Genomic DNA, 22,105 nt, shown 5'->3' with positions numbered 1-22,105 from the left:
CCAGTGCCGACGGCTGCGGTCGCCCCTATGAGCCGCTGGGATTGTCGATCTGCTCGAGCCTGGTCTCTTCGAGATCGAGCATCGCCTGTGCGCGGGAGAGGACGCGCGAGGCATAGGTTCCGGCGCTGCGCGCGTCGAGGAGCGCCTCCCGCTCGGCCTGAAGCACTTCGCGTCGCAGCGTCCGATACTGCTGGTGCGGAGAATTCACGAGCGCGTCGGCGCCCGCTCCGTGCTCGGCGCGTTCCCACGCCGATTCTGCGCCGAGCAGGGTGTCGTGACGAACCCGCTCGATGACCTCCGGAGCCACGACCTCGTCGCCCGGCAGCTCGAGTCGCGGGCTCTCCAGCACAGCTACGCCGGCATCGCTCATCGCGTCCAGGAGGGTTGCCAATTCCCGACGGTCTGCGGCCCGGTCCGTGCCGCGGATACCGCTGGCGCGGATGAGCCACGGAAGGGTGCCACCCTGCAACAGCAGCGTCGTGATCGCCACGGTGAAGGCCACGAGGATGAGCTGCTCCCGGTAGGGGAAACTGCCGTCAGCGGGCAGCGACTGTGCCGCTGCGAGCGTGACGACCCCGCGCATCCCGGACCAGGACAGAATGACTCCGCTCCTCCACCCGAAGCCCTCTTCGCGCAACCGCGTGAGATCTGTCGCCCGACGGTTGTAGACCCGGGTGGCGCGCTGTCGGCTGCGCTCGAGCCGGGCATCCTGGCTGGCTCGGCCCCTCACCCGTTCGATGGCCTGGGCGAAGCGGCGGTTTCTGCGCTCTTTGTGCTCGGTGTGACGCTGCTGCCACAGCAGCAATGGACCCACGAAGAGGAATCGGATGACGATGATCACCGCGGTCATCAGCAGTCCGACGTAGAACGAGTCGATCGCGGGGAACAGCTTCGGATCCACCGACTCCACGATCCGGCGGATCTGCAGCCCCATGAGGAGGAAGACCCCGTTCTCCACGACGAACTGTGCCGTGCGCCAATTGAGTCGCTCGCTGATGCGTGCCTGCGGGGTGAAGTGGCGCGCGCTGCTGTGTCCGGCATACAAGCCCGCGACCACGACGGCAAGCACTCCCGATGCGCCAAGCTCCTCGGCCGGGATGAACGCGATGAACGGCACCGCGAAGGAGATCGCGGTGTCGAGCACCGGGTCCCGCAGCTTCGACCGCAGGAACACCGTGACGAAACCGATCACGAGGCCAACGACGATGGCCACGACCACCGCGTAGCCGAAGTCGGCGACCACTCCCCCGATGTTGACCGTCGTGACCCCGGCGACGATCGCCGAGGCGGCCGCGACGGCCGACCGCAGCAGCACGAGCGCTGTCGCGTCGTTGACCAGGCTTTCGCCCTCGAGGATCGTGATCAGCCGAGGAGGAAGCCCGAGTCGCTTTCCGAGCGAGGTGGCGGCGACGGCATCCGTCGGGCTGATGACGGCGCCGAGCGCGACGGCGGCGGCGAAGTTGAGGTCGGGGAAGATCAGGTAGAGCAGCGAACCGGTGATGAACGCGGATGCCACCACGAGCAGGACCGATAGCGCGGAGATCGTGTTCAGGTTGCGTCGGAAGTCGACGAGGGGCACGTTGATCGCCGCGGAATACAGCAGCGGCGGCAACAGGCCGACGAGGATGATCTGCGGGGGAAGCGCGAAGTCGGCGGGGAAGCCCGGAAGGTAGCTTCCACCGATGCCGAGCACCACCAGGATGAGGGGCGCGGCGACCCCGAGCTTCTTCGAGAAGGCCGCGACGGCGACGATCGTGACTATGCCGATGACCCCCAGCACGGCGTACTGGGCGAATTGCGGGGAGTCCATCAGGCCATGTTATCGGCGGCGATGGGCGCGTTCAGAGCGGGTCAGTACCAGCCGGTTGACTGGCTGTGTCCCCACGCGCCACAGGGCGTGCCGTAGCGAGCCGCGATGTACCCGAGCCCCCAGGAGATCTGGGTGGCGGGGTTGGTGGCCCAGTCGGCGCCCGCGGAGGCCATCTTCGAGCCCGGGAGCGCCTGGGGGATGCCGTAGGCACCGCTCGGGTTGGCCGCGTACACGTTCCAGTGCGACTCACGGTTGAACAGCGAGACGAGGCAGGCGAACTGGTCTTCACCCCAGCCGCGAGCGAGAACCATGTCGTGGCCGATGGCCTGGGCCGATCCCGGATCCGGCGTTCCCACGGCCGGTGCGCCCGCGGCCCGCACGACGATGACCGGCTCTTTCTTCTTCGCGGTCACCTTGTAGGTGTCGCGAACGACGGTGATTCGCGTGACGTCCGCGATCTCCAAGGTCTGAACCGGACCCTTGGTCGACTGGGTCACAGCGAAGGAATTCTGCACCTGGTCGGGCGCGATGGTCAGCGCCAGAATCAGGCCGGCCGCGGCGAGGAAGCTGAAGATCGGGAGCAGGCGGCGTGTGCGCAATTGGTGCCCCTGAGCAGCGACCCCGGCTCGACGTGATGCGGCCTGGGGCGAGGAATCCTGCGATCGCCTACCCATAGAAGAAAGAGTTTAGCCGACGAGACGGCAAAAAGCCCATCCGCGGTCAGCGGACCGCCAGCATCACGTTGATGACCGCATCCAGAAGCAGGTCAACCTGCGCTTCGCGATAGCCGCCCTTCTTCGGGCGGAACGCCACGGTGCGCACCTCGTCGATGCTCATCGGACGACCATCCTGGAAGTAGTTGGTGAGGCGGGTGGCGAAGGCATCGACATCGGCCCGGTGGTAGCCGTTGGCGAGGAATCCCACCCGGTCGAAGCGGTGGCCGGCGGGTCGGGCGAGGCGATCGAGGATCTCCCGCGCGATGCTGCGGGCCTCGGTGTACCAGGCTTCGTCCCCGCGCTCCTGGATGGCCCGCTCCCGCTCTCGGCTGGCGAAGGCATCCTCGAGTCGCTCGAGCGCCGCATCCACGTGGGAAGGCGAGTAGCCGCCCTTCTCGAGCGAGAAGGCCATGCGGCGGATGTCGGTGGCGTTGACCACCGTTGGCTCGGTCGAGTCGGCGGAGTACGCGCGACGCGCCTCCTCGAGGAAGTCCTCGACCTGGTCGACGCTGTAGCCGCGGCGGGACTTGCGGATGCGGGGGAACGTTGTACTCACGCGACCATTGTGCCTTACGCGTCAGGCGAAAGCGGTCAGCTGAAGATCACGAACAGTACGTAGGCCGCGGCCGCGCTCGGCAGGATCGAGTCGAGCCGGTCGAGGAAGCCCCCGTGCCCTGGCAGCCAGGTGCTGATGTCCTTGATGCCGAGGTCGCGCTTGATGAGCGACTCGGTGAGGTCACCGATGGTGCCGGTGAACACCATCACCGCCCCAAAGATGAGGCCGAACCACCACTGCTCCTGAAGCATGAACAGTGAGACGATCACGCCGGCGACGAGAGCGGTGAGCACCGATCCGGCGAAGCCCTCCCAGGTCTTCTTCGGGCTGATTCGCGGTGCCATGGCATGTTTCCCGAACAGCAGGCCGGAGGCGTAGGCCCCGATGTCCACGGAGATCACGACGAGAAGGAAGGCGAGGGCCCACCACTCTCCGCCCTTTTGCGCGGCGAGAAGCACGGCGAAGCTGCCGAGGAATGGCACATAGACCTGGATGAAGGTGCCGGCCGCGACATCCTTCCACAGCTCCTGCGCGTTGGCTTTGTGGTTGCTGCCGAGACTCTCGGCCAGCCGCCAGACGGCCACGAAGACGATGCCGCCGAGGATGACAAGCCAACGGCCCTGGTCGCCGAGGTAGAACGCAGCCGGCACCGAGGCGAGCCCCGCGACGACGCTGGGCCAGCGCGGCACGTCACGTCCGGCGAACCGCAGAGCGCTCGCGAGCTCGAAGGTCGTGAACGCGATGAGGGCGCCTGTGAAGATCATGAACAGCGCCTTGATGAAGATGAGGCTGCCGATGAGCAACACGCCGAGGCCCACCCCGATGAGGATGGCGAGCGGCAGGTTTCGACCGGTGCGCGCCTCGATCTTCACCGTGGTGGCATCGATCTGCGCGCGGGTGGCCGCGACCTGCGCCTTGAACTCTTCTTCGAGCACGTGAGCGCGCGCCTCGATCTCGTCGCGCTTGGCTCGACCGCGACTCTTCTTCGCCGTTTCTCCCTCGCCTGGTTCAGTCATTCAAACCTCGAGCAGCTCGGCTTCCTTCTTCTTCAGGGCATCCTCGATGGCGTCGATGTGCGTCTTCGTCACCGACTCGAGCTCCTTCTCACCCCGGGCAACTTCGTCGTCGCCGACCTCGGACTTGAGAGCATCGAGATCGTCTTTCGCCTTGCGACGGATGTTGCGGATCGAGACCTTGGAATCCTCGCCCTTGGCCCGCACGATCTTCACGAACTCGCGGCGACGTTCCTCGGTGAGCTCCGGCAGCGTCGCGCGGATGATCGTGCCGTCGTTACCGACGTTCGCTCCGAGGTTCGGCGCGGTGGCGATCGCGCGTTCGATCTCCTTGAGGGCACCCTTGTCGTAGGGCGTGATCACGAGGGTGCGGGCTTCGGGGTTGTTCATCCCCGCGAGCTGTCCGAGGGGTGTCGGGGTGCCGTAGTAGTCCACGAGGATCTTCTGGAACAGAGCCGGGTTGGCGCGGCCGGTGCGCACGTTGCTGAAGTCGTCTTTCGCGGCTTCGACGGACTTGTGCATCTTGTCTTTGGCTTCTGCCAGCACATCGAAAATCACGAGAGGTCTCCTTCGAGGGGGATCGGACTTGTTTGAGTTTAGTTGGAGACGCGTTTGCGCGAGACCAGCTAGTTGGACACGAGGGTGCCGAGACGGTCGCCGCGGATGGCGGCGGTCACGTTGCCGTGCGGTTCCATACCGAAGACGACCATGGGCATCTTGTTGTCCATGCAGAGGCTGAACGCCGTCGAGTCGACGACCTTGAGGCCCTTGACGAGGGCCTCCTGGTAGGTGACGTGCTCCAGCTTCTTCGCGTCGCTGTTGGTGCGAGGATCTGAGTCGTACACGCCGTCGACGCCGTTCTTGGCCAGGAGCACCACATCCGCGCTGATCTCGAGAGCCCGCTGGGCCGCGACGGTGTCGGTGGAGAAGTACGGCAGACCCGCGCCGGCGCCGAAGATGACGACCCGACCCTTCTCGAGGTGACGTTCGGCTCGACGAGGGATATACGGCTCGGCGACCTGGGTCATCGAGATGGCGGACTGCACGCGGGTGGCCGCCCCGGCCTGCTCGAGGAAGTCCTGAAGGGCGAGCGCGTTCATCACGGTGCCGAGCATGCCCATGTAGTCGGCCCGCCCACGGTCCATGCCGCGCTGGCTGAGTTCTGCACCCCGGAAGAAGTTGCCGCCTCCGACGACGATGGCGACCTCGACATCCGTCGCCGCCGCCGCGATCTCCTTCGCAAGCGAACTCACCACATCGGGATTAACACCGAGGGAGCCTCCGCCGAAGGATTCTCCGGAGAGCTTCAGCAGAACCCGTCTCTTGCGCGCGTCTGTCATGCCTGCTCCTTCATTTGTGGCCCTGTTCAGGCTACCGGATGGCCGGGCGGGCGGGCGCGTGGAGTTGTGGGTGTGGTGGGGTGCCGGGGTGGGTGGGTGGGTGGGTGGGTGGGGTGCCGGGGTGGGTGGGGTGCGGGGGCGGCGGGTGTGGCGCCGGGTGCGGGTGGGGCGCGGCGGGTGGCCTCCCGCGCCAGGCATGCCCCGCTCGGGCACTTCCCCGGTGCGGCCTCCCTCGCTCTTCCGCGACAATGCTCCATCGATATCGAGTCGGGAGTAGATGCGGGCTCACACACCCCGAAGTCGCAACAACTCCCGACTCGAACCGACAGGACGCAGATCCCCACACCCCGACGCATCCACTCGGGAGTACATTCGGGCTCACCCACCCCGAAGTCGCAACAACCCCCGACTCGAACCGACAGGACGCAGATCCCCACACCCCGACGCATCCACTCGGGAGTACAGGCGGGCTCACCCACCCCGAAGTCGCAACAACCCCCGACTCGAACCGACGGGTCGCGGATCCCCACACCCCGACGCATCCACTCGGGAGTACATGCGGGCTCACCCACCCCCAAGTCGCAACAACCCCCGACTCGAACCGACAGGACTCAGACCCCCACACCCCGACGCATCCACTCGGGAGAACATGCGGGCTCACCCACCCCGAAGTCGCAACAACCCCCGACTCGAACCGACAGGACGCGGCAATGAGCACGCGTCATCCACCCTGGCGTGCGCGCGAGCGCGCGTCCGGGGCGCACACGAAGGAGCCCGGACCGCATACGCGATCCGGGCTCCTTGGAGGTGTTGCAGGAGGGTTAGGCGCCGACCTTGAAGCGGGCGAACCCGGTCACGGTGAGTCCGGCATCCTTCAGCACGGTGGCGACGGACTGCTTGTTGTCGCGCGCGTAGTCCTGCTCGGGGAGCACAACCTGCTTGAAGAAGCCGTTCACGCGACCCTCGATGATCTTCGGAAGGGCGGCCTCAGGCTTGCCCTCGCCGCGGCTGATCTCCTCGACGATGCGACGCTCGGACTCGACCTGCTCGGCCGGAACCTCGTCGCGGCTCAGGTACAGCGGGTCGGCGAACGAGATGTGCTGCGCGATGCTGCGGGCGGTCTCCGCATCGTCACCCGAGTATCCGACGACGACGCCGACCTGCGGAGGCAGGTCCTTGTTGGTCTTGTGCAGGTACACGGCGAACTTCTCGCCCGAGATGACGGCGACACGGCGGAGAACGATCTTCTCGCCGAGGATGGCCGCTTCGTTGCTGATCAGGTCGGCAACGGTCTCCGAGCCGACGGAGGCAGCGAGGCCCTCTTCGGGAGTGGATGCCCCGGCCGCGACGATCGCGTCGAGAACAGTGTTGCCCAGGGTCACGAACTTCGCACCCTTCGCGACGAAGTCGGTCTCGCACGACAGCTCGATGAGCGTCGTGGTCGCGCCGTTCTCCTTCGCGGCGACGAGTCCCTCGCTGGTGGAGCGGTCGGCGCGCTTGGCATTGCCCTTGGCACCCTTCAGACGCAGCAGCTCGGTGGCCTTGTCGAGGTCACCGCCGGCTTCGACGAGGGCGTTCTTGGTTTCGACCATGCCGGTGCCGAGGCGCTCGCGCAGGGTCTTGAGGTCTTCAAGGCTGAAATCTGCCATGTCGGCTTCCCTTACTTCTTGGCGGCAGCAGGCTTTGCTGCAGCAGGCTTCGATGCGGCCGGCTTCTTGTCGGCCTTCTTGTCATCCGAGGTCTTGTCGTCGGCGGGGTGAGCCTTCTCGGCGTCGGTGGCCTCGGCCTCGATCTTCGCCTCGGCCTCCTCGTCGGACACGACGTGGTGCTCGGGGACGATGGTCGCGTCAGCGGCGGCCTCGTGCTCGGCGACGACGGCATCCGCGTCGTTCTCTTCGACCGGAACCTCGGAGGCGATGACCTCGGCGACAGCCGCGGTGTTCGACTCGGTCGAGGTGACGAGACCATCGACGGCCTCGATCTTCTCGGCCTCGGTGGACGGGGTCTCGGATGCTCCGAGGAGTTCCGCTTCCCACTCGGCGAGCGGCTCGACGGCGGAGACGTTACCCGTGCCCTCTTCCGCCTTCTGGTGGCGCTGGATGAGGCCCTCGGCCGCGGCATCCGCAATGATGCGGGTGAGTAGTCCGACGGAACGGATCGCGTCGTCATTACCCGGGATGGGGTACTGGACCTCGTCGGGGTCGCAGTTGGTGTCGAGGATCGCGATGACCGGGATACCGAGCTTGTGCGCCTCGTCGATCGCGAGGTGCTCCTTCTTGGTGTCGACGATCCAGATCGCGGACGGGGTCTTCGTGAGGTTGCGGATACCGCCGAGCGAGCGCTGCAGCTTCACGAGCTCGCGACGCTGGATGAGCAGCTCCTTCTTGGTGTAGCCGCGCGTGGTGTCGTCGAAGTCGATCTCCTCGAGTTCCTTCATGCGGGCGAGACGCTTGGAAACCGTCTGGAAGTTGGTGAGGAGTCCACCGAGCCAGCGCTGGTTCACGAAGGGCTGGCCGACGCGCTGCGCCTGCTCCGCGATCGATCCCTGGGCCTGCTTCTTGGTGCCGACGAAGAGGATGGTGCCGCCGTGGGCGACCGTCTCCTTGACGTAGTCATAGGTCTTGTCGATGTACTGCAGCGACTGCTGCAGGTCGATGATGTGGCTGCCCGAACGCTCGGTCAGGATGAATCGCTTCATCTTCGGGTTCCAGCGGCGGGTCTGGTGTCCGAAGTGCACGCCGCTGTCGAGCAGCTGGCGGATGGTTACAACGGCCATGAGCCGTCTCCTTATCTGCGTCACACGCCCTTCCGGGCACGGCATGACGCTATTTCAGTTCGTTATGACCGCCGGTCGGCGGCCAATCCTGGTGCCCGGCACACGTCCGCCCGACCCGCTTGTGCGGGTGGAGACTGGTGGAGGAGTGCCGCATCCGAAGATGCAGTGGGCACGCGTAGTCACCCCGCCAGAGCGGGATGCTTCGGAAAGTGTATCACCGGGCGCAGTTCATCCGCTCCCCTCCTCCCCCACGCGCTGGCTCGCCGTTCCCCTTCCAGATTGAGGGATGCCGCGTGCCGCGCGCGCTCTCCTCGGGGATGCTGTTCGGGTGTTGTCCCCGTTCGCGGCCGCCCGGCCGACCAGGCTTAGTCGCCTGGTGATCCTGAGTGTTCTGCTGTCGGCATCGGTCTCCCCCGTGCCGGCAGTGGCGCATGCCGCGGCGGGGGCGACCACCAACTGGGCCTGGCCGGTTGCTGCGCCTCATCCGATCGTGAAGCCCTTCATCGCACCAGCAACCCCCTACGCCGCCGGTCACCGGGGAATCGACATCGCCGCGACGGAGGGGTCCGCGGTGAGGGCGCCGGATGAGGGCGTCGTGTACTTCGCCGGCGTGGTCGTCGATCGACCCGTCCTCTCGATCCGGCATGCGGATGGGGTGGTCTCCAGCTACGAACCCGTGGAATCCGCGCTGCCGGCGGGCACAGCGATTCTTCGCGGGCAGATCGTCGGGCACCTGCTCTCCGGTCATTGCAGTTCAGCGTGCCTGCACTTCGGCGTCCGTCGCTACGGGGAGTATGTCTCGCCACTCAACTACCTCGGAGGCATTCCGCGATCGGTGTTGCTGCCGACGCGAGCACTGGACCGGCCGCCGTGACGCCCCACACGATGACTATCGTTGGAACAATGATCAGCCGACGCGATGCCGCCCAGCGCCTCGATATCCCGCTCGAGATGGCACAACGCCATGACATCCCCGGCTGGATCTCGGAAGAGGATCTCGCGGCGCTCGAATCGGATCCGCCGGCGTGGCTGCTGCAGTCCCGGGCGAATCGCACGGGGCGCCGACCGGTCTGGGTACAGCTGACCTGCGACATCTGTGGTCGCACAGAATCAGCGCGCCCCAAGAAATGGTGGCCGCAGTTCACCTACCTCAGCTGCTCAGACCACGACATCTGGGACCTGCCCGAGCCGGCGGCCGGACTCGCCCGCCAGGAATTCGACGAGATCGGCGGCGTCTTCGTGGGGGTCGTCGACAGCTGACTCGGTGTCGCCAGGCGACGGGTTCGCTCCGCAACGTGTCGGTCGTCGTCCGCGTACGCCGGCGGCCGGCGGCCGGAGACCACCGATATCACGCGCGCGGATGCGCCGATCGATAGCTCTCCTTGAGCCGCTCCGCCGAGACGTGAGTATAGATCTGGGTCGTGCCGAGGCTTGCGTGGCCCAGCATCTCCTGCACCGCGCGGAGGTCGGCGCCCCCGTCGAGCAGGTGGGTGGCAGCCGTGTGCCGTAGGGCGTGCGGACCGGACGGTCCGGTGCCCGGGATGGTGGACAGCAGCGTCGACACGAGGGAGTAGACGGCTCGGGTGCCGAGGCGCGCTCCCCGTCCGGAGAGGAAGAGAGCCTCCGTCGTGCCCGCCGCCAGAACGGGGCGGGCGACGGCGAGATACCGCTCGATCGCCCGCTTGGCGGGAACCCCGAACGGCACCACACGTTCCTTGGATCCCTTGCCGGTGACCCGCACCGTCAGTCGCTCGAAGTCGACACGGGAGATATTGAGACCGGTGACCTCGCTCACCCGAAGTGCCGATGCATAGAGGAGTTCGATCACGGCGAGGTCGCGTACGGCCTCCGGATCGTCGGTCGCGGCGCGCTCTTCGAGGGTCCGAAGGATCCCTTCCATCTGCGCACCGGTGAGAACGCGGGGAAGGTGATGGTCGGAGCGAGGGGACTTGAGCCGGGATGCTGTGTCGCCGGTCACGCGGTCGGTCTTCGCAAGCCACGAGGTGAGTCCGCGTACCGCCGCCGACCGTCGAGCGAGAGTTGACCGCGCCAGGCCGGCCTGGGAACCCTGCCAGAGCCAGTCCCGCAGCAGCTCGAGGGAGACCTGATCTGCCTCCTCGACCCCACGAGCGTGAGCGAAGGCTCTGAGCTGGCCGAGATCCGAGCGATAGGACCGCACGGTGTGCGCGCTGAAGCCCCGCTCGGCGGCGAGGTACACCGTGAAGTCGTCGACAGCGCGTTGCAGTTGCACGTCTCCATCGTGCTGCACGGCGATGATTTCCGGCGGATGACCCGCTCGCGCGTGCTGCACGGCGATGATTTCCGGCGGATGACCCGCTCGCGCGCGGCTTGAGTGCGTCCTTCCGTCACACGCATCGCCGCAGGCACAGCCGCGGATGTCGATCACCGCCGCGGGATCGCTGAAGGAGTGCGGCGGGCTCAGGCGCGCCCCTCCTCCACATCCGCGATCGACACGGTGGAGGACTTGTTCGAGAAGATGTCGAGACGTCGGTCCGGGCTGAGGGCAGCCATCCTCTCCACGAATCCGGAACTGAAGCCACTCACCTGAGCGTGTTCGCCGATCGGAACCACCGAGTGCACGATCTGCTCGTCATAGACCTGAAGCAGGTTGAACGACTGTCCTCCATCGATGCCCGACAGGGCGTGCGCCGGCGCGCTCAAGTCCATCGTGTAACAGGTTGCTGCGGCGACCGAGACGGGGATTCCGGCGAAGGTGCTGTGCGTGGCGTAGTGGAGGTGGCCGGCGAGGATACCGCGCACATCCGTGCCTCGGATCACCTCGGCCAGCGCCGGTTGGCCCCGCAGTTCGAGCAGCGCCATGAGGTCGATCGGCGTCGGGATCGGTGGGTGATGGAGGGCGAGAAGAGTGCCGTGGGGAGCGACGGTCGAAAGCTCGCTGGCGAGCCATTCACGCTGTTCGACGGTGATGTCCCCATGGTGGAATCCCGGCACCGTGCTGTCGAACGCGATGATGCGCAGCCCGTCGATGTCGTGGACGCGGTTCTGCGGTCGTGGGGTGGCATCCCCTGTCGGGCGCTCGTCGTAGAGGTCTTTGGCGAACCGCTGCCGCTCGTCGTGATTTCCCATCACCCAAACGACAGTTGAGCCCATCCGCGCCGCCGCCGGCTCGACGATCTGGCGAAGTTCTCGGTAGGCATCCTCTTCGGCCAGGTCGGTGAGATCACCGGTGAAGACGATGGCCGCGGGAGTGGTCCCTGATCGCTCCAACTGCTCCAACGCCCGCCGCAGGTTGCGATGGGTGTCGATCTTCCCGTAGAGCGCTCGCGCGCCGCCCCGTTCATCGGCGCCGAGGAAATGGGTATCGCTGAGGTGAGCGATCACGTGCGTGGGTGCGGCGTACTGTCCGAACTGGATCACCACTCCACCCTAGAGTGGCGGCCCGCAGGTCGGTGGCGGGTCGTTGGTGTCGATCCGCCGGCGTCGATCCGCCGGCGTCGATCCCCCGGCGTGGGGCCGAACGGGGCTGCGGGGATCGAGGGAGGAGCGCCATCTCGTCGATTGCACGACATGATTGGCCCATGACCGAACCGACCGCCGACACAGACCGATTCAACCCTGTGCTCCTTACTGCGCCCGTGATCCTCATCGCAGTGGGTGTTTCGATCCTCCTCCTTGTGCCGGGAAGGGCGCTCCTCGGACTTCTCGCCATCGCGTTGGCGATCGTGAGCGCGGTCACGTCAGTCCGTCGCTATCGGAGAGACCAGTCTCGGAGGGACAGGCAGAGCACGCCGCCGGCCGGTCGTCCCCCCGGGCGCTGAAACTCCGATTCGGCCACCGATGCGCGGTGAGGCACCGATTGCGCCGCCGTCACGGATGGCGAGCGATCCACCCCCGTTCCCGCTCCGCGGCCTCGCCGTCAATCTGCATTGATCCGAGTTCGGCCTGCACCTCTGCCACGGACAGGCCCGACCGAGCAGCGAGGTCGTCCACCGATCGTGGCGCGCGAGCGCTGAGTGCGTCGCTGAGGCGAACACGCAGGGAGCTCGCGACCGGACGACTGTCCGCCGAGACGGGGATTTCCTGCGCTTCCGCTCCGGGCACCAGCTCGGCCATCTCGGCGGCGGATGTCACGAGGGTCGCCAGATAGTCCCGGATGAGCCGATGGCAGCCCGCGGATGCCGCCGAGGTAACCGGGCCGGGCACCGCTCCGATGGGCCGACCGAGTGACGCGGCGTGTCCGGCGGTGTTGAGCGAACCCGAGCGCCAGCCCGCCTCGAGCACTATGGTCGCCTGGCTCGCCGCAGCGATCAACCTGTTGCGTTGCAGGAAGCGCCACTTCGTCGGCGGAGAACCGCACGGCAACTCGGAGATGACGGCGCCGGCCTCGACGATGCGGGCGAGCAACGCGTCGTGGCCGCTGGGATAGAACCGGTCCACACCGCCGGCGAGGATCGCCACGGTCTGGCCAGAGCTCGCGAGCGCGGCACGGTGTGCCATCCCGTCGATGCCGTAGGCGGCACCGGAGATGATCGCAAAACCGCGATCCACGAGCCCCGCGGATGCCTCCATCGTGATGTGCTCGCCGTAGCCGGTCGCGGCACGCGCTCCGACGAGAGCGATCGAGTGCTCCGCTGCGGCCAGCGCCGACGCGTTGCCCCGCAGCCAGAGGGCGATCGGGGCATGGGAACCGAGGTCGTCGACCCCGGTCGGCCAGGAGGGGTCACCCGGCACGAGGAGCTGTACCGCGAAACGAACGGCCTGCCGGAGAGCCACGAGTGCCACCCCTGACTTGAGCCGGGGGCTCCAGCGGGCGAGGGCGGATTCGATGTCTGCGGCCGAGAGGTCCGATCCGGCGGCGGAGGCGGCATCCGTGATGCGGGCCACAGGCCACGCCTCGACCAATGCCGCCAGCGCTCCGTCCGGCCCGAGAGCGGCCACGAGTTCACCGGCCGCGCGATCGCCGGGTTCGGCGATGCCCGTCCAGCTGGCGCGAGCGAACAGCTCCCACACCGTGCCGCGATCGGGATCTGGGCAGAGGATGCGCACGAGGCCCGTGATCTCGGCGCCGTCCAGTCCGAACATGCTCATGGTGGTTCCTCTCTCGATGGCCGTGCTCGCGATGGCCTGCTTCACAGTGCCCTCCTCAGATAGAGCGCACGACCGATGTGGTCGGCGGTGGGGATGGTCGCTTCGGCGAGGTCGGCGACCGACCATCCGAGCCGGAGCACCCGGTCGTAACCACGCATGGTGAGACCCCCTCGTTCGAGAGCCCGGTCGATCGACGCGGTCGTCGCCGGTCCGAGGCGCCGTTCCCTGCTGCGCAACCACGCCCCGGGCACCTGCGAGTTGAGGCGCCATGGTGTGCCCGCGAGACGTTCGGCAGCGGCCGCCCGGGCATCCGTCACCCGTCGGCGGGCTGCCGCCGTGGAGGCGCTCGGGTTTTCGTCACCGAGCCGGAGACGCACCGCCGTGACCCTGCTGACACGCAGCTGGATATCGATGCGATCCATCAGAGGTCCCGACAGTCGTGCGAGGTACCGGCGGCGCACATGGGGAGTGCACACACAGTCGGAGTCGGTGGCGCCGTACTGTCCGCACGGACACGGATTCGCCGCCATGACGAGTTGGAATCGGGCGGGAAAATGTGCGACCGCATTGGCCCGGTGGATGCTGACCACGCCGGCCTCGAGCGGTTGGCGCAGCGCGTCGAGTGCCGCCGGTTGGAACTCGGGAGCCTCGTCGAGGAACAGCACTCCGTGTGACGCGCGCGCTGCCGCCCCGGGACGGATCACACCACTTCCACCCCCGACCAGCGACGCTGCCGTGGCGGTGTGGTGAGGGGATTCCAGCGGTGGCCTCAGCGCAAGGCTCGCGCCCACGGGAAGCCCCGCCAGTGAGCGGATCGAGCTCACCTCCAGCGCGTCCTCGGCCCCGAGATCGGGAAGGAGCCCGGGGAGCCGGGCGGCGAGCATGGTCTTTCCGGCGCCGGGAGGCCCGAGAAGGAAGAGGTGGTGCCCTCCCGCGGCCGCAACGGTGAGAGCCTCGATCGCATCCTCGTTGCCGACGATGTCGGAGAGGTCGAGACCGTCGTCCACCGGCTCGTCGATGCGGGGCGCTTCGATCGCCTCGACCTCGACCGGCTCGAGTGCGCCGCCGTGCCAGATCGCGGCGTCCCGCAGGGAAGCGACGGGCACGACCCGGATCCCGGGCACGAGTCCCGCCTCCCCCGCGTTGCCTGCGGGCACCATGACGATTGCTGCTCCCGCGCGGGAGGCGGCGAGAACCGCCGGGAGGATGCCCGCGATCGGTCGCAGCCGACCGTCGAGGCCAAGCTCACCGAGGTGCACGACCCGGGAGACCGAGTCGGGCGAGATCATCTCCGCCGCAGCGAGCACCGCCATTGCGATCGCGAGGTCGAACCCCGATCCGTGTTTGGGAAGGGCGGCCGGCGAGAGATTGACAGTGAGTTTGCGGTTCGGCAGCGGGCATCCGGAATTCGTCGCGGCGGCGCGAACCCGATCTCTCGCTTCGTTGAGGGCAGCATCGGGGAGGCCGATGAGCACGAAGGAGGGGAGGTTGCTCGAGATGTCGGCCTCGACATCCACGAGCGTGCCAGTGAGACCGAGGAGCGCCACCGCGGTCGTATGCGCGATCGCCATCAGAACACCCGCTCCAGGTGGTCGATCTGCGGAGGCCCCATGACGGGCGCGATCACGGAGATGGCGTCGATTCGAATGTTCCGGTGATCGCCGGGATGCACTGCGCACCAGGCGGCGGAGAGGCGCCGCAGCCTCGCGAGCTTCTGGACGGTGATGGCCTCGAACGGATGCCCGAACGCCACGCTCGAGCGTGTCTTCACCTCGACGAACACCGTCTCGGCCCCGTCCACCGCGACGATGTCGATCTCACCCTGGCTGCAGCGCCAGTTGCGATCGACGACGAGGTAGCCGGCATCGGTGAGGAAGGCAGCGGCGAGGTCTTCCCCCCGCCTGCCCAACACGTCTTTCGCAGCCATGGCCACCTCCTGGGGAGAGGATGCCTCGGGCGGATGACCCGGCGCCCCACCGCTCGGCCATCGGTGGACTGGCGATAGCGGCAGACGGGTGTTTAGGAGGGGTCACCACACGCGGGTCTCGATAGGGGCGCTGGACGCGCCCCACTCGATCGACCGCCCAATCGACCGCGGCGCCCCATTCGACCGAGGCGCCCTATTCGACCGGCGCGCCCTATTCGACCGACGGCGGTGCCAGGGTTCGCCAGAGGAACTCGTAGATGAGCGCCTGCAGCCGTGCCGTGTGCGCGTTGTCGACCGCGCCGCCGTGGCCGCCGTCGGAGTTCTCGTAGTACAGCACGTCGTCGATTCCCATCGCCTGCATGCGGGCCGCCATCTTGCGCGCCTGCACCGGGCCCACCCGATCGTCACTCGTCGCGGCGTAGAACAGCACCGGCGGGTAGGCGGCATCGGCGCGAAGCAGCTGGTACGGCGAGAAGGTGTGGATGTACTCCCACTCCTCCGCGACATCCGGATCCCCGTATTCGGCGATCCAGGACGCACCGGCGGAGAGGTGCGTGTAGCGCTTCATGTCGAGAAGCGGCACCCCGCAGACGACAGCGCCGAAGAGTTCCGGATACGTTGTCAACATGTTGCCGACCAGCAGGCCGCCATTGCTGCGGCCCTCGCAGCCGAGGCGCTCGGCGGTGGTGACCCCGCGGGCGACGAGGTCCCGCGCGATCGCGGCGAAATCCTCGTAAGCGCGCGGTCGGTTCGCCTTGAGCGCCGCCGTGTGCCAGCCGGGACCGAACTCTCCCCCGCCGCGGATGTTCGCGAGCACGAAGACTCCGCCTCGCTCGAGCCACGCCCGGCCGACGATTCCGCTGTATTCGGGCAGCCGCGAGGCCTGGAAGCCCCCGTAGCCGGAGAGGAGGGTCGGGTGGGATCCGTCGAGCACCAGGTCCCGGGGCGCGACCTGGAAATACGGCACCCGCGTGCCGTCCTCCGACACCGCCCAGTGCTGCTGCACGTCGATCCCGGCCGTGTCGAAGAACGCCGGAGAGGAACGGATCACCTCCGGCTCGACCGACCCGAGCACGCCCCGCAGCACGGCGGAGGGCGAGGTGAACCCCGTCGCGTGCACCCAGAACTCGTCAGACTCGTCCGGATCCGTGTCGATGACGCGCACCGTGCTGAGGGCGGGCAGCCCGACGATCGGCGAGCGCGCCCATCCGCGAGCCGGGTCGAGCACGACGAGCGTGGATGCGACGTCCACGAGCAGGGTCAGGATGAGGCGGGTGTCGGTGAAGTCCCAGTCCTCGAGTGCCGTGTGCTCATCGGGCACGAACAGCACGTCGAAGTCGCGTTCGCCGGCCAGGAACGCGTCGAGCCTGATGGCGAGGAGCGCCCCGGTGGGGTGCACAACGCCCCCGAGCGTCCAGTCGGAGCGCGGATGCACGAGCAGCCATTCGCGGCGCAGGGAGAGGTCCGCGTCATCCGGAACCTCCAGCGGCACGAGCTCTCCGTCGACCACGAGGAAGGTGCGACTGCGGTAGAAATCGAAGTTCTCGACGATGAGATCCCGCTCGAACCCCGGAGTGTGGTGATGGATGCCCGACACGCTGAGGTCAGCGGCCGAGACCTCGTGAACGAGCGTCGCCTCCGAAAGCGGCTGCCCGCGACGCAGGCGCCGGACTGTGCGCGGATAACTCGAGTCGGTCATGCTTCCCGGTCCGAAATCGGTTCCGACGTAGAGGGTGTCGCGATCGATCCAGGAATACGTGCTCTTCGCCGTCGGCACGAGGAAACCGTCCGGCGCGAAGCTGCCGCTCGGCAGGTCGAATTCACGCACGGTCACCGCGTCGCCGCCGTCCGGTGAGAGCGCGATGAGCGCCCGCGTGTAGTCGTGGGGCAGCAGCTTCGCCCCCGCGAACACCCATTCGGTGCCCTCGCGTCGGCCGAGTTCATCCACGTCGAGCAGGAGCTCCCACTCGGTGTCGGCCGAGCGATAGCTCTCGAGGGTCGTGCGCCGCCAGAGACCACGCGGATGCCCGCGGTCGCGCCAGAAGTTGTAGTAGTGGCCGCCACGCCGACTCACGATCGGGATGCGGTCGTCGGAATCGATCACGTCGAGCAGGCTGGCCGAGAGCTCGTCGAAGCCGGGGGACGCGAAGCGGGAGAGCGTGGCCTCCGACTGGTCGGCGGCCCAGTTCAGGGGCGCCTCGCCGTGGATGTCTTCCAGCCAGAGGTTCTCATCGGTCATCGGACCAGCCTAGGTGGGTCTTGACACGGGCGCTGAGCGCCCTACTCGACCAGCACTACTCGTCGAGTGCGAGTTCCTTGGGAAGTTCGAGCTCCTTGGCCGAGAGCTCCTCCACGTTGACATCCTTGAAGGTGAGCACCCGCACGGACTTCACGAAACGGTCGGAGCGGTAGACATCCCACACCCAGACATCGTTCATGGTCAGCTCGAAGTAGAAGTCGTGCTCGGTGTCCTGGCGAACGAGTTCGACCTCATTGGCGAGGTAGAAGCGACGCTCCGTCTCGACCACGTAACGGAACTGGGACACGACATCCCGGTACTCGCGGTACAGCGCAAGCTCGACCTCGCGGTCGTAGTCTTCGAACTCGTCTTCGTCCATGCTGGGTCGATTCTAGTTCAGTCGGCCGGGGCCGATTCGCCCGCGTGCAACCAGCTGCGGCGATGGAAGTCTGTTGCTCCGAGTTCGGCGATCGCCGCAAAATGGTCGGCGCTGCCATAGCCCTTGTTCGACGCCCAGCCGTAGCCCGGGGTCGTTCCGTGGGCGTCGATCATCAGCCGGTCACGGTGCACCTTGGCCACGACGGATGCGGCCGCCACCGACGCACAGTCCCGGTCCGCCTTCACGCGAGTGGTGAGCCGCAACGGACTCTGCAACGCCGGCGTCAGCCAGTCGTGACTTCCGTCGAGCAGAATCACGGAGTCTCGCACGCGCGCCCCCGCCTCGTGCAGCGACACGAGCGCCCGTTTGCCCGCGAGTCCGAGCGCCGCGATGATGCCGACCTCGTCGACCTCGCGGGCCGACGCGAGTCCGACCGCGCTGAACAGGGCCCAGGATGCAGCGAGAGGCGCGAGCACCTCCCTCCGCTTCTCACTCAGCAGCTTCGAGTCACGCAGGCCCTCCGGCATCGCGCCGACCGAGACATCCACGACACAGAGCCCCACGGCGACCGGTCCGGCGATCGCCCCGCGGCCGACCTCGTCGCAGCCGATCACGAAGCGCGCGCCGTCCCCGTGCAGCTGCGACTCGAAATCCAGGGTGGGAGAGGCGACTACCACCTATTTGGAGGTTCCGGGGTTGGCCGCGGAGACTCCGCCGAAGACATTCGGGTAGTCGTCGAGCCAGGTCCAGTGACTGGACGGCCAGCTGATCAGGAAGGCGCGACCGACGACATCGTCCATCGGCACGAAGCCCTTGCTCGGAGTCGTGGCGTGCGCGCGCGAATCCTCCGAGTTGTAGCGGTTGTCGCCCATCACCCAGAGCGAATTCTTCGGCACCGTGACCGAGAAGTCGTTGGCGGCGACCTTGGTCACGCCATCCGGGAGCTTCAGGTAGGTCTCGACGAGCGGGATGCCGTTCACCGTCATCTGGCCGAAGGCGTTGCAGCAGGCGACCGTGTCGCCAGGCAGGCCGATGACCCGCTTCACCAGGTGATCGTTGCTGTCCGGAGCGCTGAGTCCCACGACCGACAGCACCCAGTCGACCGCGGCGACCAGTCCGTTCTGCTGAATGACGGGGCTTGGGGGCAACCACCCGCCCGGATCCTTGAACACCACGACATCACCGTGTTGCAGCGGCACCATCCGCGGCACCAGTTCGTTCACGATGATGCGGTCATCCACCTGCAGGGTGTTCTCCATCGAGCCGGACGGAATGTAGAACGACCTGATCAGGAATGCTTTGATCCCGACCGAGATCACGATCGCGGCAACCACGATCAACACGATGTCGCGGATGAAGAGTTTCACCCCGCGCGACTTGCGGCGCCGAGTTTCGGCCACATCCTCTGTGGATGTGGCTGGATCGATGTCTGTCATTAAACCCCTGAGCTCTCCACCATTTTAGGTGCTGGGGAGCCCATCCAAAACGTCAGTGGAACGGCGCGTCCACCCGCCCGGTGCCGAGCGGAAGGCTGGCATCGATCGTCACGTGCCGGCCCCGTCCACCCCGCCGAAGACCATCGGATAGTTGTCGAGCCAGGTCCAACGACTCGTCGGCCAACTGATCACGAAGGCCCGGCCCACCACCCTGTCGGTCGGTACGAAGCCCTTTCCGGCATCGCCCTTGAGGTAGTGGTACGCCGAGTCCGAGGAGTTGTAGCGATTGTCGCCCATCACCCATAGGGAGTCCTTCGGGACCGTGACGGAGAAGTCCCCCGGGGTCACCCTGTTGGAGGTGTTTTCGAGTGTGAGGTACGGCTCGTCGAGGGGGATGCCGTTCACCGACATCTGTCCGAAGGCATTGCAGCAGACCACCGTGTCGCCGGGCAGTCCGATCACCCGCTTGACCAGGTGATCGTTGCTGTCCGAAGCGCTCAGCCCGACCGCGGAGAGCACCCAGTCGATACCCGCCGCGAGAGAGTTCCGCTGAACGACGGGCGGGGATCCGAGCCATCCGCCGGGATCGGTGAAGACCACGACGTCGCCGTGCTGCAGAGGAACCATGCGCGGCACCAGTTCGTTCACGAGGATCCGGTCGTCGATCTGGAGGGTGTTCTGCATCGACGCTGAGGGGATGTAGAAAGAGCGCACCAGGAAGGCTTTGATGCCGACCGAGATGATGACGGCAGCGACCACGACCAGCACGAGATCACGCAGGAAGAACTTCACCCCGTGCGACCGACGACGTCGGCTTTCCGCCTCGTCGTCGGCGGGTGTGGCTGGATCTCTGTCAGTCATTAAACCCCCGAGCTCCCCATCATGTTAGGTGATGGGGAGCTCGGAAAAACCTGGTGTGGAAGGGCCCGCCTAGTGGGCGTCGCGCTTTTCCTTGATCTTCGCCTTCTTGCCGCGGAGGTTGCGGAGGTAGTAGAGCTTGGCGCGACGCACGTCTCCGCGCGTGACGACCTCGATGTGGTCGATCACCGGGGAGTGCACCGGGAAGGTGCGCTCGACGCCCACCTGGAAGCTGACCTTGCGGACGCAGAAGGTCTCGCGCACGCCTTCGCCGGAGCGGCCGATGACGACGCCCTGGAAGACCTGGATGCGGGAGCGGGTGCCTTCCACGATGTTCACGTGGACCTTCACGTTGTCACCGGCGCGGAAGGCCGGGATGTCCGATCGCAGGGAGGCCGCGTCGACGGCGTCGAGGATATGCATGGTGATTCGCTCTCTGCAACCGCCACAGGTCGATCACGTGATTAGGGTGTTACTCAGAAGGAGAGGGTGCCGATATCGATGACGACTCCCCTGTGGCAGAGTCGTGCGGTAGGCACAAATCGCTATTCTGCCACATCGCCCGGAACTAAGCCACTCGGACGAGTGGGCGCGGTGCTGTCCGCTTCGCGCCGCCGCCTCAGCTCCTCGTAGTCGAGTCCCGTGAGACGGGTGACCGCCTCCTGGCGGGTCTCGACCAGGTACTCGATGAGCACGACCCAGAGCGTCGTGAACGCGATGATGATGATCACGCCGCCGGCGATGTCCGCGATCGTGAAGGAAGCATCGCGAAAGCCCTGCCCGAAGACGTGAGTCGCGATCGAGGTGCCCGGCTCGTAACTGTGCACGGAGTCCACCACGAAGAAGCCGTAGCAGAGCACGGCGAAGTACCAGCCCGACAGCAGCACGGCATCCGTCTGGGAAACAGCGCCCGATCGACGGGCGCTCTTGCGCGCCCAGGTGATGGTGGTGACCACCGCGAGGAAGATGAAGAGCAGCGGGGCGAGGAACAGGCCGATAGCGTAGTGCCAGCCGAGGATGACGCCGAAGAACACCCGTCCGATGAGCAGCCACAGTGGCAGCACGATGGTTGCGGCGAACTGGGTATTGAACAAAACCCGGCGATACCACATGGACGAAAGTTTACGCTCGACAGAAGAGACCGACCGCCCACGAGGCGACACAGTCAAGGGGAGATGGATGATCGAGCTCAGGACACCCGCGGAAATCGACGAGATGCGCGCCGCCGGCCGCTTCGTCGCCGCGACACTCACCGAACTCGTCGCGGCCGCGAGAGTGGGGGTCAACCTGCTCGCGCTGGACTCGCTCGCCGCTCAGCTCATCCGCCGGGCCGGCGCGACGAGCTGCTACGTGGACTACCACCCGTCGTTCGGGGCGATGCCCTTCGGCAAAGTGCTCTGCACCTCGGTGAACGACGCGGCCCTGCACGGGCTGCCCCATGACTACGCACTGAAAGATGGCGACGTGCTCAGCCTCGACTTCGCGGCCTCCGTCGACGGATGGGTGGCCGACTCGGCCGTCACCATCATCATCGGCACCCCGAGACCCTCGGATGTCGCCCTGATCGAGACGACGGAACGCGCGCTCGCCGCGGGCATCGCCGCCGCGCAGGTTGGCGCGCGCATCGGCGACATCTCCGCTGCGATCGGCGAGGTGAGCCGCGCAGCGGGCTACTCGGTGAATGTGGACTTCGGCGGCCACGGCGTCGGTCGCACGATGCACGGGGACCCGCACATCGCGAACGACGGTCGCCCCGGTCGCGGGCTGCCCCTGCGGGCTGGGTTGGTCTTCGCCATCGAGCCGTGGCTGATGGAGGGCACCGACCGCATCTTCACCGATCCGGATGGCTGGACCCTGCGCAGCCTCGACGGCTCGCGCGCCGCCCACAGCGAGCACACGATCGCCGTCACCGATGCCGGGCCGGTGGTATTGACGGCGCGCTGACGGGCATCCCGGCGTCGGATCGACACGGAGAGACTGGCCGG

General features: G+C 67.0%; 24 protein-coding genes. 4 read left to right on the top strand and 20 right to left on the bottom strand.

Annotated features, from left to right (window positions below):
* Positions 1-25: 25 nt before the first annotated feature.
* The 8 genes from ABIB54_RS06980 to rpsB form a co-directional block, all read right to left on the bottom strand.
* Positions 26-1,810, bottom strand: a complete 1,785-nt coding sequence (locus tag ABIB54_RS06980) for a cation:proton antiporter (protein WP_354574793.1) — start codon at positions 1,808-1,810, stop codon at positions 26-28.
* A gap of 41 nt (positions 1,811-1,851) precedes the next feature.
* Entirely contained in the window at positions 1,852-2,409 is a 558-nt protein-coding gene (locus ABIB54_RS06975) for an aggregation-promoting factor C-terminal-like domain-containing protein (protein WP_354574792.1), read from the bottom strand.
* Between the two features lie 121 nt (positions 2,410-2,530).
* Positions 2,531-3,082 carry a DivIVA domain-containing protein gene (locus ABIB54_RS06970; protein ID WP_354574791.1) on the bottom strand — a complete coding sequence of 184 codons (552 nt, stop codon included), beginning with the start codon at positions 3,080-3,082 and terminating at the stop codon, positions 2,531-2,533.
* 35 nt (positions 3,083-3,117) lie between these two features.
* Positions 3,118-4,098: a phosphatidate cytidylyltransferase gene (locus tag ABIB54_RS06965; RefSeq protein ID WP_354574790.1), complete on the bottom strand. Its 981-nt coding sequence runs from the start codon at positions 4,096-4,098 to the stop codon at positions 3,118-3,120.
* On the bottom strand, positions 4,099-4,653 hold the full coding sequence (gene frr, locus ABIB54_RS06960) for a ribosome recycling factor (protein WP_354574789.1): 555 nt from the start codon (positions 4,651-4,653) through the stop codon (positions 4,099-4,101).
* Between the two features lie 68 nt (positions 4,654-4,721).
* Entirely contained in the window at positions 4,722-5,435 is a 714-nt protein-coding gene (pyrH, locus tag ABIB54_RS06955; protein WP_354574788.1) for a UMP kinase, read from the bottom strand.
* Positions 5,436-6,256: 821 nt separating this feature from the next.
* Positions 6,257-7,084: a translation elongation factor Ts gene (gene tsf / locus ABIB54_RS06950; protein WP_354574787.1), complete on the bottom strand. Its 828-nt coding sequence runs from the start codon at positions 7,082-7,084 to the stop codon at positions 6,257-6,259.
* An 11-nt stretch (positions 7,085-7,095) separates the two neighbouring features.
* Complete coding sequence (gene rpsB, locus ABIB54_RS06945) at positions 7,096-8,211, bottom strand: 30S ribosomal protein S2 (protein ID WP_354574786.1); 1,116 nt, start codon at positions 8,209-8,211, stop codon at positions 7,096-7,098.
* Positions 8,212-8,587: 376 nt separating this feature from the next.
* Between rpsB and ABIB54_RS06940 the strand changes: the two genes are divergently transcribed.
* The gene (locus tag ABIB54_RS06940) at positions 8,588-9,085 is read left to right on the top strand and encodes a M23 family metallopeptidase (protein ID WP_354574785.1); all 498 of its coding nucleotides are present in this window, start codon (positions 8,588-8,590) and stop codon (positions 9,083-9,085) included.
* Between the two features lie 29 nt (positions 9,086-9,114).
* Positions 9,115-9,471, top strand: coding sequence for a hypothetical protein (locus tag ABIB54_RS06935; protein WP_354574784.1), 357 nt, complete (start codon positions 9,115-9,117; stop codon positions 9,469-9,471).
* A gap of 88 nt (positions 9,472-9,559) precedes the next feature.
* Here ABIB54_RS06935 and ABIB54_RS06930 read toward each other — a convergent pair whose 3' ends face one another.
* Together ABIB54_RS06930 and ABIB54_RS06925 are read right to left on the bottom strand one after the other, a co-directional pair.
* Complete coding sequence (locus tag ABIB54_RS06930) at positions 9,560-10,522, bottom strand: tyrosine recombinase XerC (protein WP_502917092.1); 963 nt, start codon at positions 10,520-10,522, stop codon at positions 9,560-9,562.
* Between the two features lie 128 nt (positions 10,523-10,650).
* Entirely contained in the window at positions 10,651-11,610 is a 960-nt protein-coding gene (locus ABIB54_RS06925; protein WP_354574783.1) for a metallophosphoesterase, read from the bottom strand.
* Between the two features lie 161 nt (positions 11,611-11,771).
* Between ABIB54_RS06925 and ABIB54_RS06920 the strand changes: the two genes are divergently transcribed.
* Positions 11,772-12,011, top strand: coding sequence for a hypothetical protein (locus ABIB54_RS06920; protein WP_354574782.1), 240 nt, complete (start codon positions 11,772-11,774; stop codon positions 12,009-12,011).
* A 49-nt stretch (positions 12,012-12,060) separates the two neighbouring features.
* Here ABIB54_RS06920 and dprA read toward each other — a convergent pair whose 3' ends face one another.
* From dprA to ABIB54_RS06870, 10 genes are all read right to left on the bottom strand, one after another.
* The gene (gene dprA / locus ABIB54_RS06915; protein ID WP_354574781.1) at positions 12,061-13,326 is read right to left on the bottom strand and encodes a DNA-processing protein DprA; all 1,266 of its coding nucleotides are present in this window, start codon (positions 13,324-13,326) and stop codon (positions 12,061-12,063) included.
* Positions 13,323-14,852 carry a YifB family Mg chelatase-like AAA ATPase gene (locus ABIB54_RS06910; RefSeq protein ID WP_354574780.1) on the bottom strand — a complete coding sequence of 510 codons (1,530 nt, stop codon included), beginning with the start codon at positions 14,850-14,852 and terminating at the stop codon, positions 13,323-13,325. The genes dprA and ABIB54_RS06910 overlap by 4 nt, the downstream gene beginning before the upstream one ends.
* The gene (locus ABIB54_RS06905; RefSeq protein WP_354574779.1) at positions 14,852-15,208 is read right to left on the bottom strand and encodes a YraN family protein; all 357 of its coding nucleotides are present in this window, start codon (positions 15,206-15,208) and stop codon (positions 14,852-14,854) included. The genes ABIB54_RS06910 and ABIB54_RS06905 overlap by 1 nt, the downstream gene beginning before the upstream one ends.
* A 211-nt stretch (positions 15,209-15,419) precedes the next feature.
* On the bottom strand, positions 15,420-17,447 hold the full coding sequence (locus tag ABIB54_RS06900; protein ID WP_354574778.1) for a prolyl oligopeptidase family serine peptidase: 2,028 nt from the start codon (positions 17,445-17,447) through the stop codon (positions 15,420-15,422).
* A 55-nt stretch (positions 17,448-17,502) separates the two neighbouring features.
* Positions 17,503-17,826 carry a DUF2469 family protein gene (locus ABIB54_RS06895; RefSeq protein WP_097061390.1) on the bottom strand — a complete coding sequence of 108 codons (324 nt, stop codon included), beginning with the start codon at positions 17,824-17,826 and terminating at the stop codon, positions 17,503-17,505.
* 17 nt (positions 17,827-17,843) lie between these two features.
* On the bottom strand, positions 17,844-18,503 hold the full coding sequence (gene rnhB, locus ABIB54_RS06890; protein WP_354574777.1) for a ribonuclease HII: 660 nt from the start codon (positions 18,501-18,503) through the stop codon (positions 17,844-17,846).
* Positions 18,504-19,262, bottom strand: coding sequence for a signal peptidase I (gene lepB, locus ABIB54_RS06885; protein WP_354574776.1), 759 nt, complete (start codon positions 19,260-19,262; stop codon positions 18,504-18,506).
* 108 nt (positions 19,263-19,370) lie between these two features.
* Complete coding sequence (gene lepB, locus ABIB54_RS06880; RefSeq protein ID WP_354574775.1) at positions 19,371-20,123, bottom strand: signal peptidase I; 753 nt, start codon at positions 20,121-20,123, stop codon at positions 19,371-19,373.
* 69 nt (positions 20,124-20,192) lie between these two features.
* Positions 20,193-20,543 (bottom strand): 50S ribosomal protein L19, encoded by a 351-nt coding sequence (gene rplS / locus ABIB54_RS06875; RefSeq protein ID WP_185201164.1) that lies wholly within the window; start codon positions 20,541-20,543, stop codon positions 20,193-20,195.
* A gap of 122 nt (positions 20,544-20,665) precedes the next feature.
* A complete protein-coding gene (locus ABIB54_RS06870) occupies positions 20,666-21,232 on the bottom strand; it encodes a hypothetical protein (RefSeq protein ID WP_354574774.1) in 567 nt (188 codons plus the stop codon).
* A gap of 67 nt (positions 21,233-21,299) precedes the next feature.
* Here ABIB54_RS06870 and map point away from each other — a divergent pair, with 67 nt between their 5' ends.
* Positions 21,300-22,064, top strand: a complete 765-nt coding sequence (gene map / locus ABIB54_RS06865) for a type I methionyl aminopeptidase (protein ID WP_354574773.1) — start codon at positions 21,300-21,302, stop codon at positions 22,062-22,064.
* Positions 22,065-22,105 lie beyond the last annotated feature (41 nt).

Origin of the sequence: Frigoribacterium sp. UYMn621 (assembly GCF_040549525.1) — a bacterium.
Lineage (GTDB): Bacteria > Actinomycetota > Actinomycetes > Actinomycetales > Microbacteriaceae > Lacisediminihabitans.
The sequence above is the reverse complement of the archived record's forward strand: the minus strand, read 5'-3'. Positions and strand labels throughout refer to the sequence as shown.

Coding starts and splice junctions, on each gene's coding strand:
- ABIB54_RS06900 (WP_354574778.1), bottom strand. CDS start 17,447: ATGACCGATGAGAACCTCTGGCTGGAAGACATCCACGGCGAGGCGCCC.
- ABIB54_RS06910 (WP_354574780.1), bottom strand. CDS start 14,852: ATGGCGATCGCGCATACGACCGCGGTGGCGCTCCTCGGTCTCACTGGC.
- rpsB (WP_354574786.1), bottom strand. CDS start 8,211: ATGGCCGTTGTAACCATCCGCCAGCTGCTCGACAGCGGCGTGCACTTC.
- ABIB54_RS06965 (WP_354574790.1), bottom strand. CDS start 4,098: ATGACTGAACCAGGCGAGGGAGAAACGGCGAAGAAGAGTCGCGGTCGA.
- tsf (WP_354574787.1), bottom strand. CDS start 7,084: ATGGCAGATTTCAGCCTTGAAGACCTCAAGACCCTGCGCGAGCGCCTC.
- lepB (WP_354574776.1), bottom strand. CDS start 19,262: ATGACAGACATCGATCCAGCCACATCCACAGAGGATGTGGCCGAAACT.
- ABIB54_RS06870 (WP_354574774.1), bottom strand. CDS start 21,232: ATGTGGTATCGCCGGGTTTTGTTCAATACCCAGTTCGCCGCAACCATC.
- map (WP_354574773.1), top strand. CDS start 21,300: ATGATCGAGCTCAGGACACCCGCGGAAATCGACGAGATGCGCGCCGCC.
- ABIB54_RS06920 (WP_354574782.1), top strand. CDS start 11,772: ATGACCGAACCGACCGCCGACACAGACCGATTCAACCCTGTGCTCCTT.
- ABIB54_RS06980 (WP_354574793.1), bottom strand. CDS start 1,810: ATGGACTCCCCGCAATTCGCCCAGTACGCCGTGCTGGGGGTCATCGGC.
- pyrH (WP_354574788.1), bottom strand. CDS start 5,435: ATGACAGACGCGCGCAAGAGACGGGTTCTGCTGAAGCTCTCCGGAGAA.
- ABIB54_RS06905 (WP_354574779.1), bottom strand. CDS start 15,208: ATGGCTGCGAAAGACGTGTTGGGCAGGCGGGGGGAAGACCTCGCCGCT.
- rplS (WP_185201164.1), bottom strand. CDS start 20,543: ATGCATATCCTCGACGCCGTCGACGCGGCCTCCCTGCGATCGGACATC.
- ABIB54_RS06935 (WP_354574784.1), top strand. CDS start 9,115: ATGATCAGCCGACGCGATGCCGCCCAGCGCCTCGATATCCCGCTCGAG.
- ABIB54_RS06895 (WP_097061390.1), bottom strand. CDS start 17,826: ATGGACGAAGACGAGTTCGAAGACTACGACCGCGAGGTCGAGCTTGCG.
- lepB (WP_354574775.1), bottom strand. CDS start 20,123: ATGACTGACAGAGATCCAGCCACACCCGCCGACGACGAGGCGGAAAGC.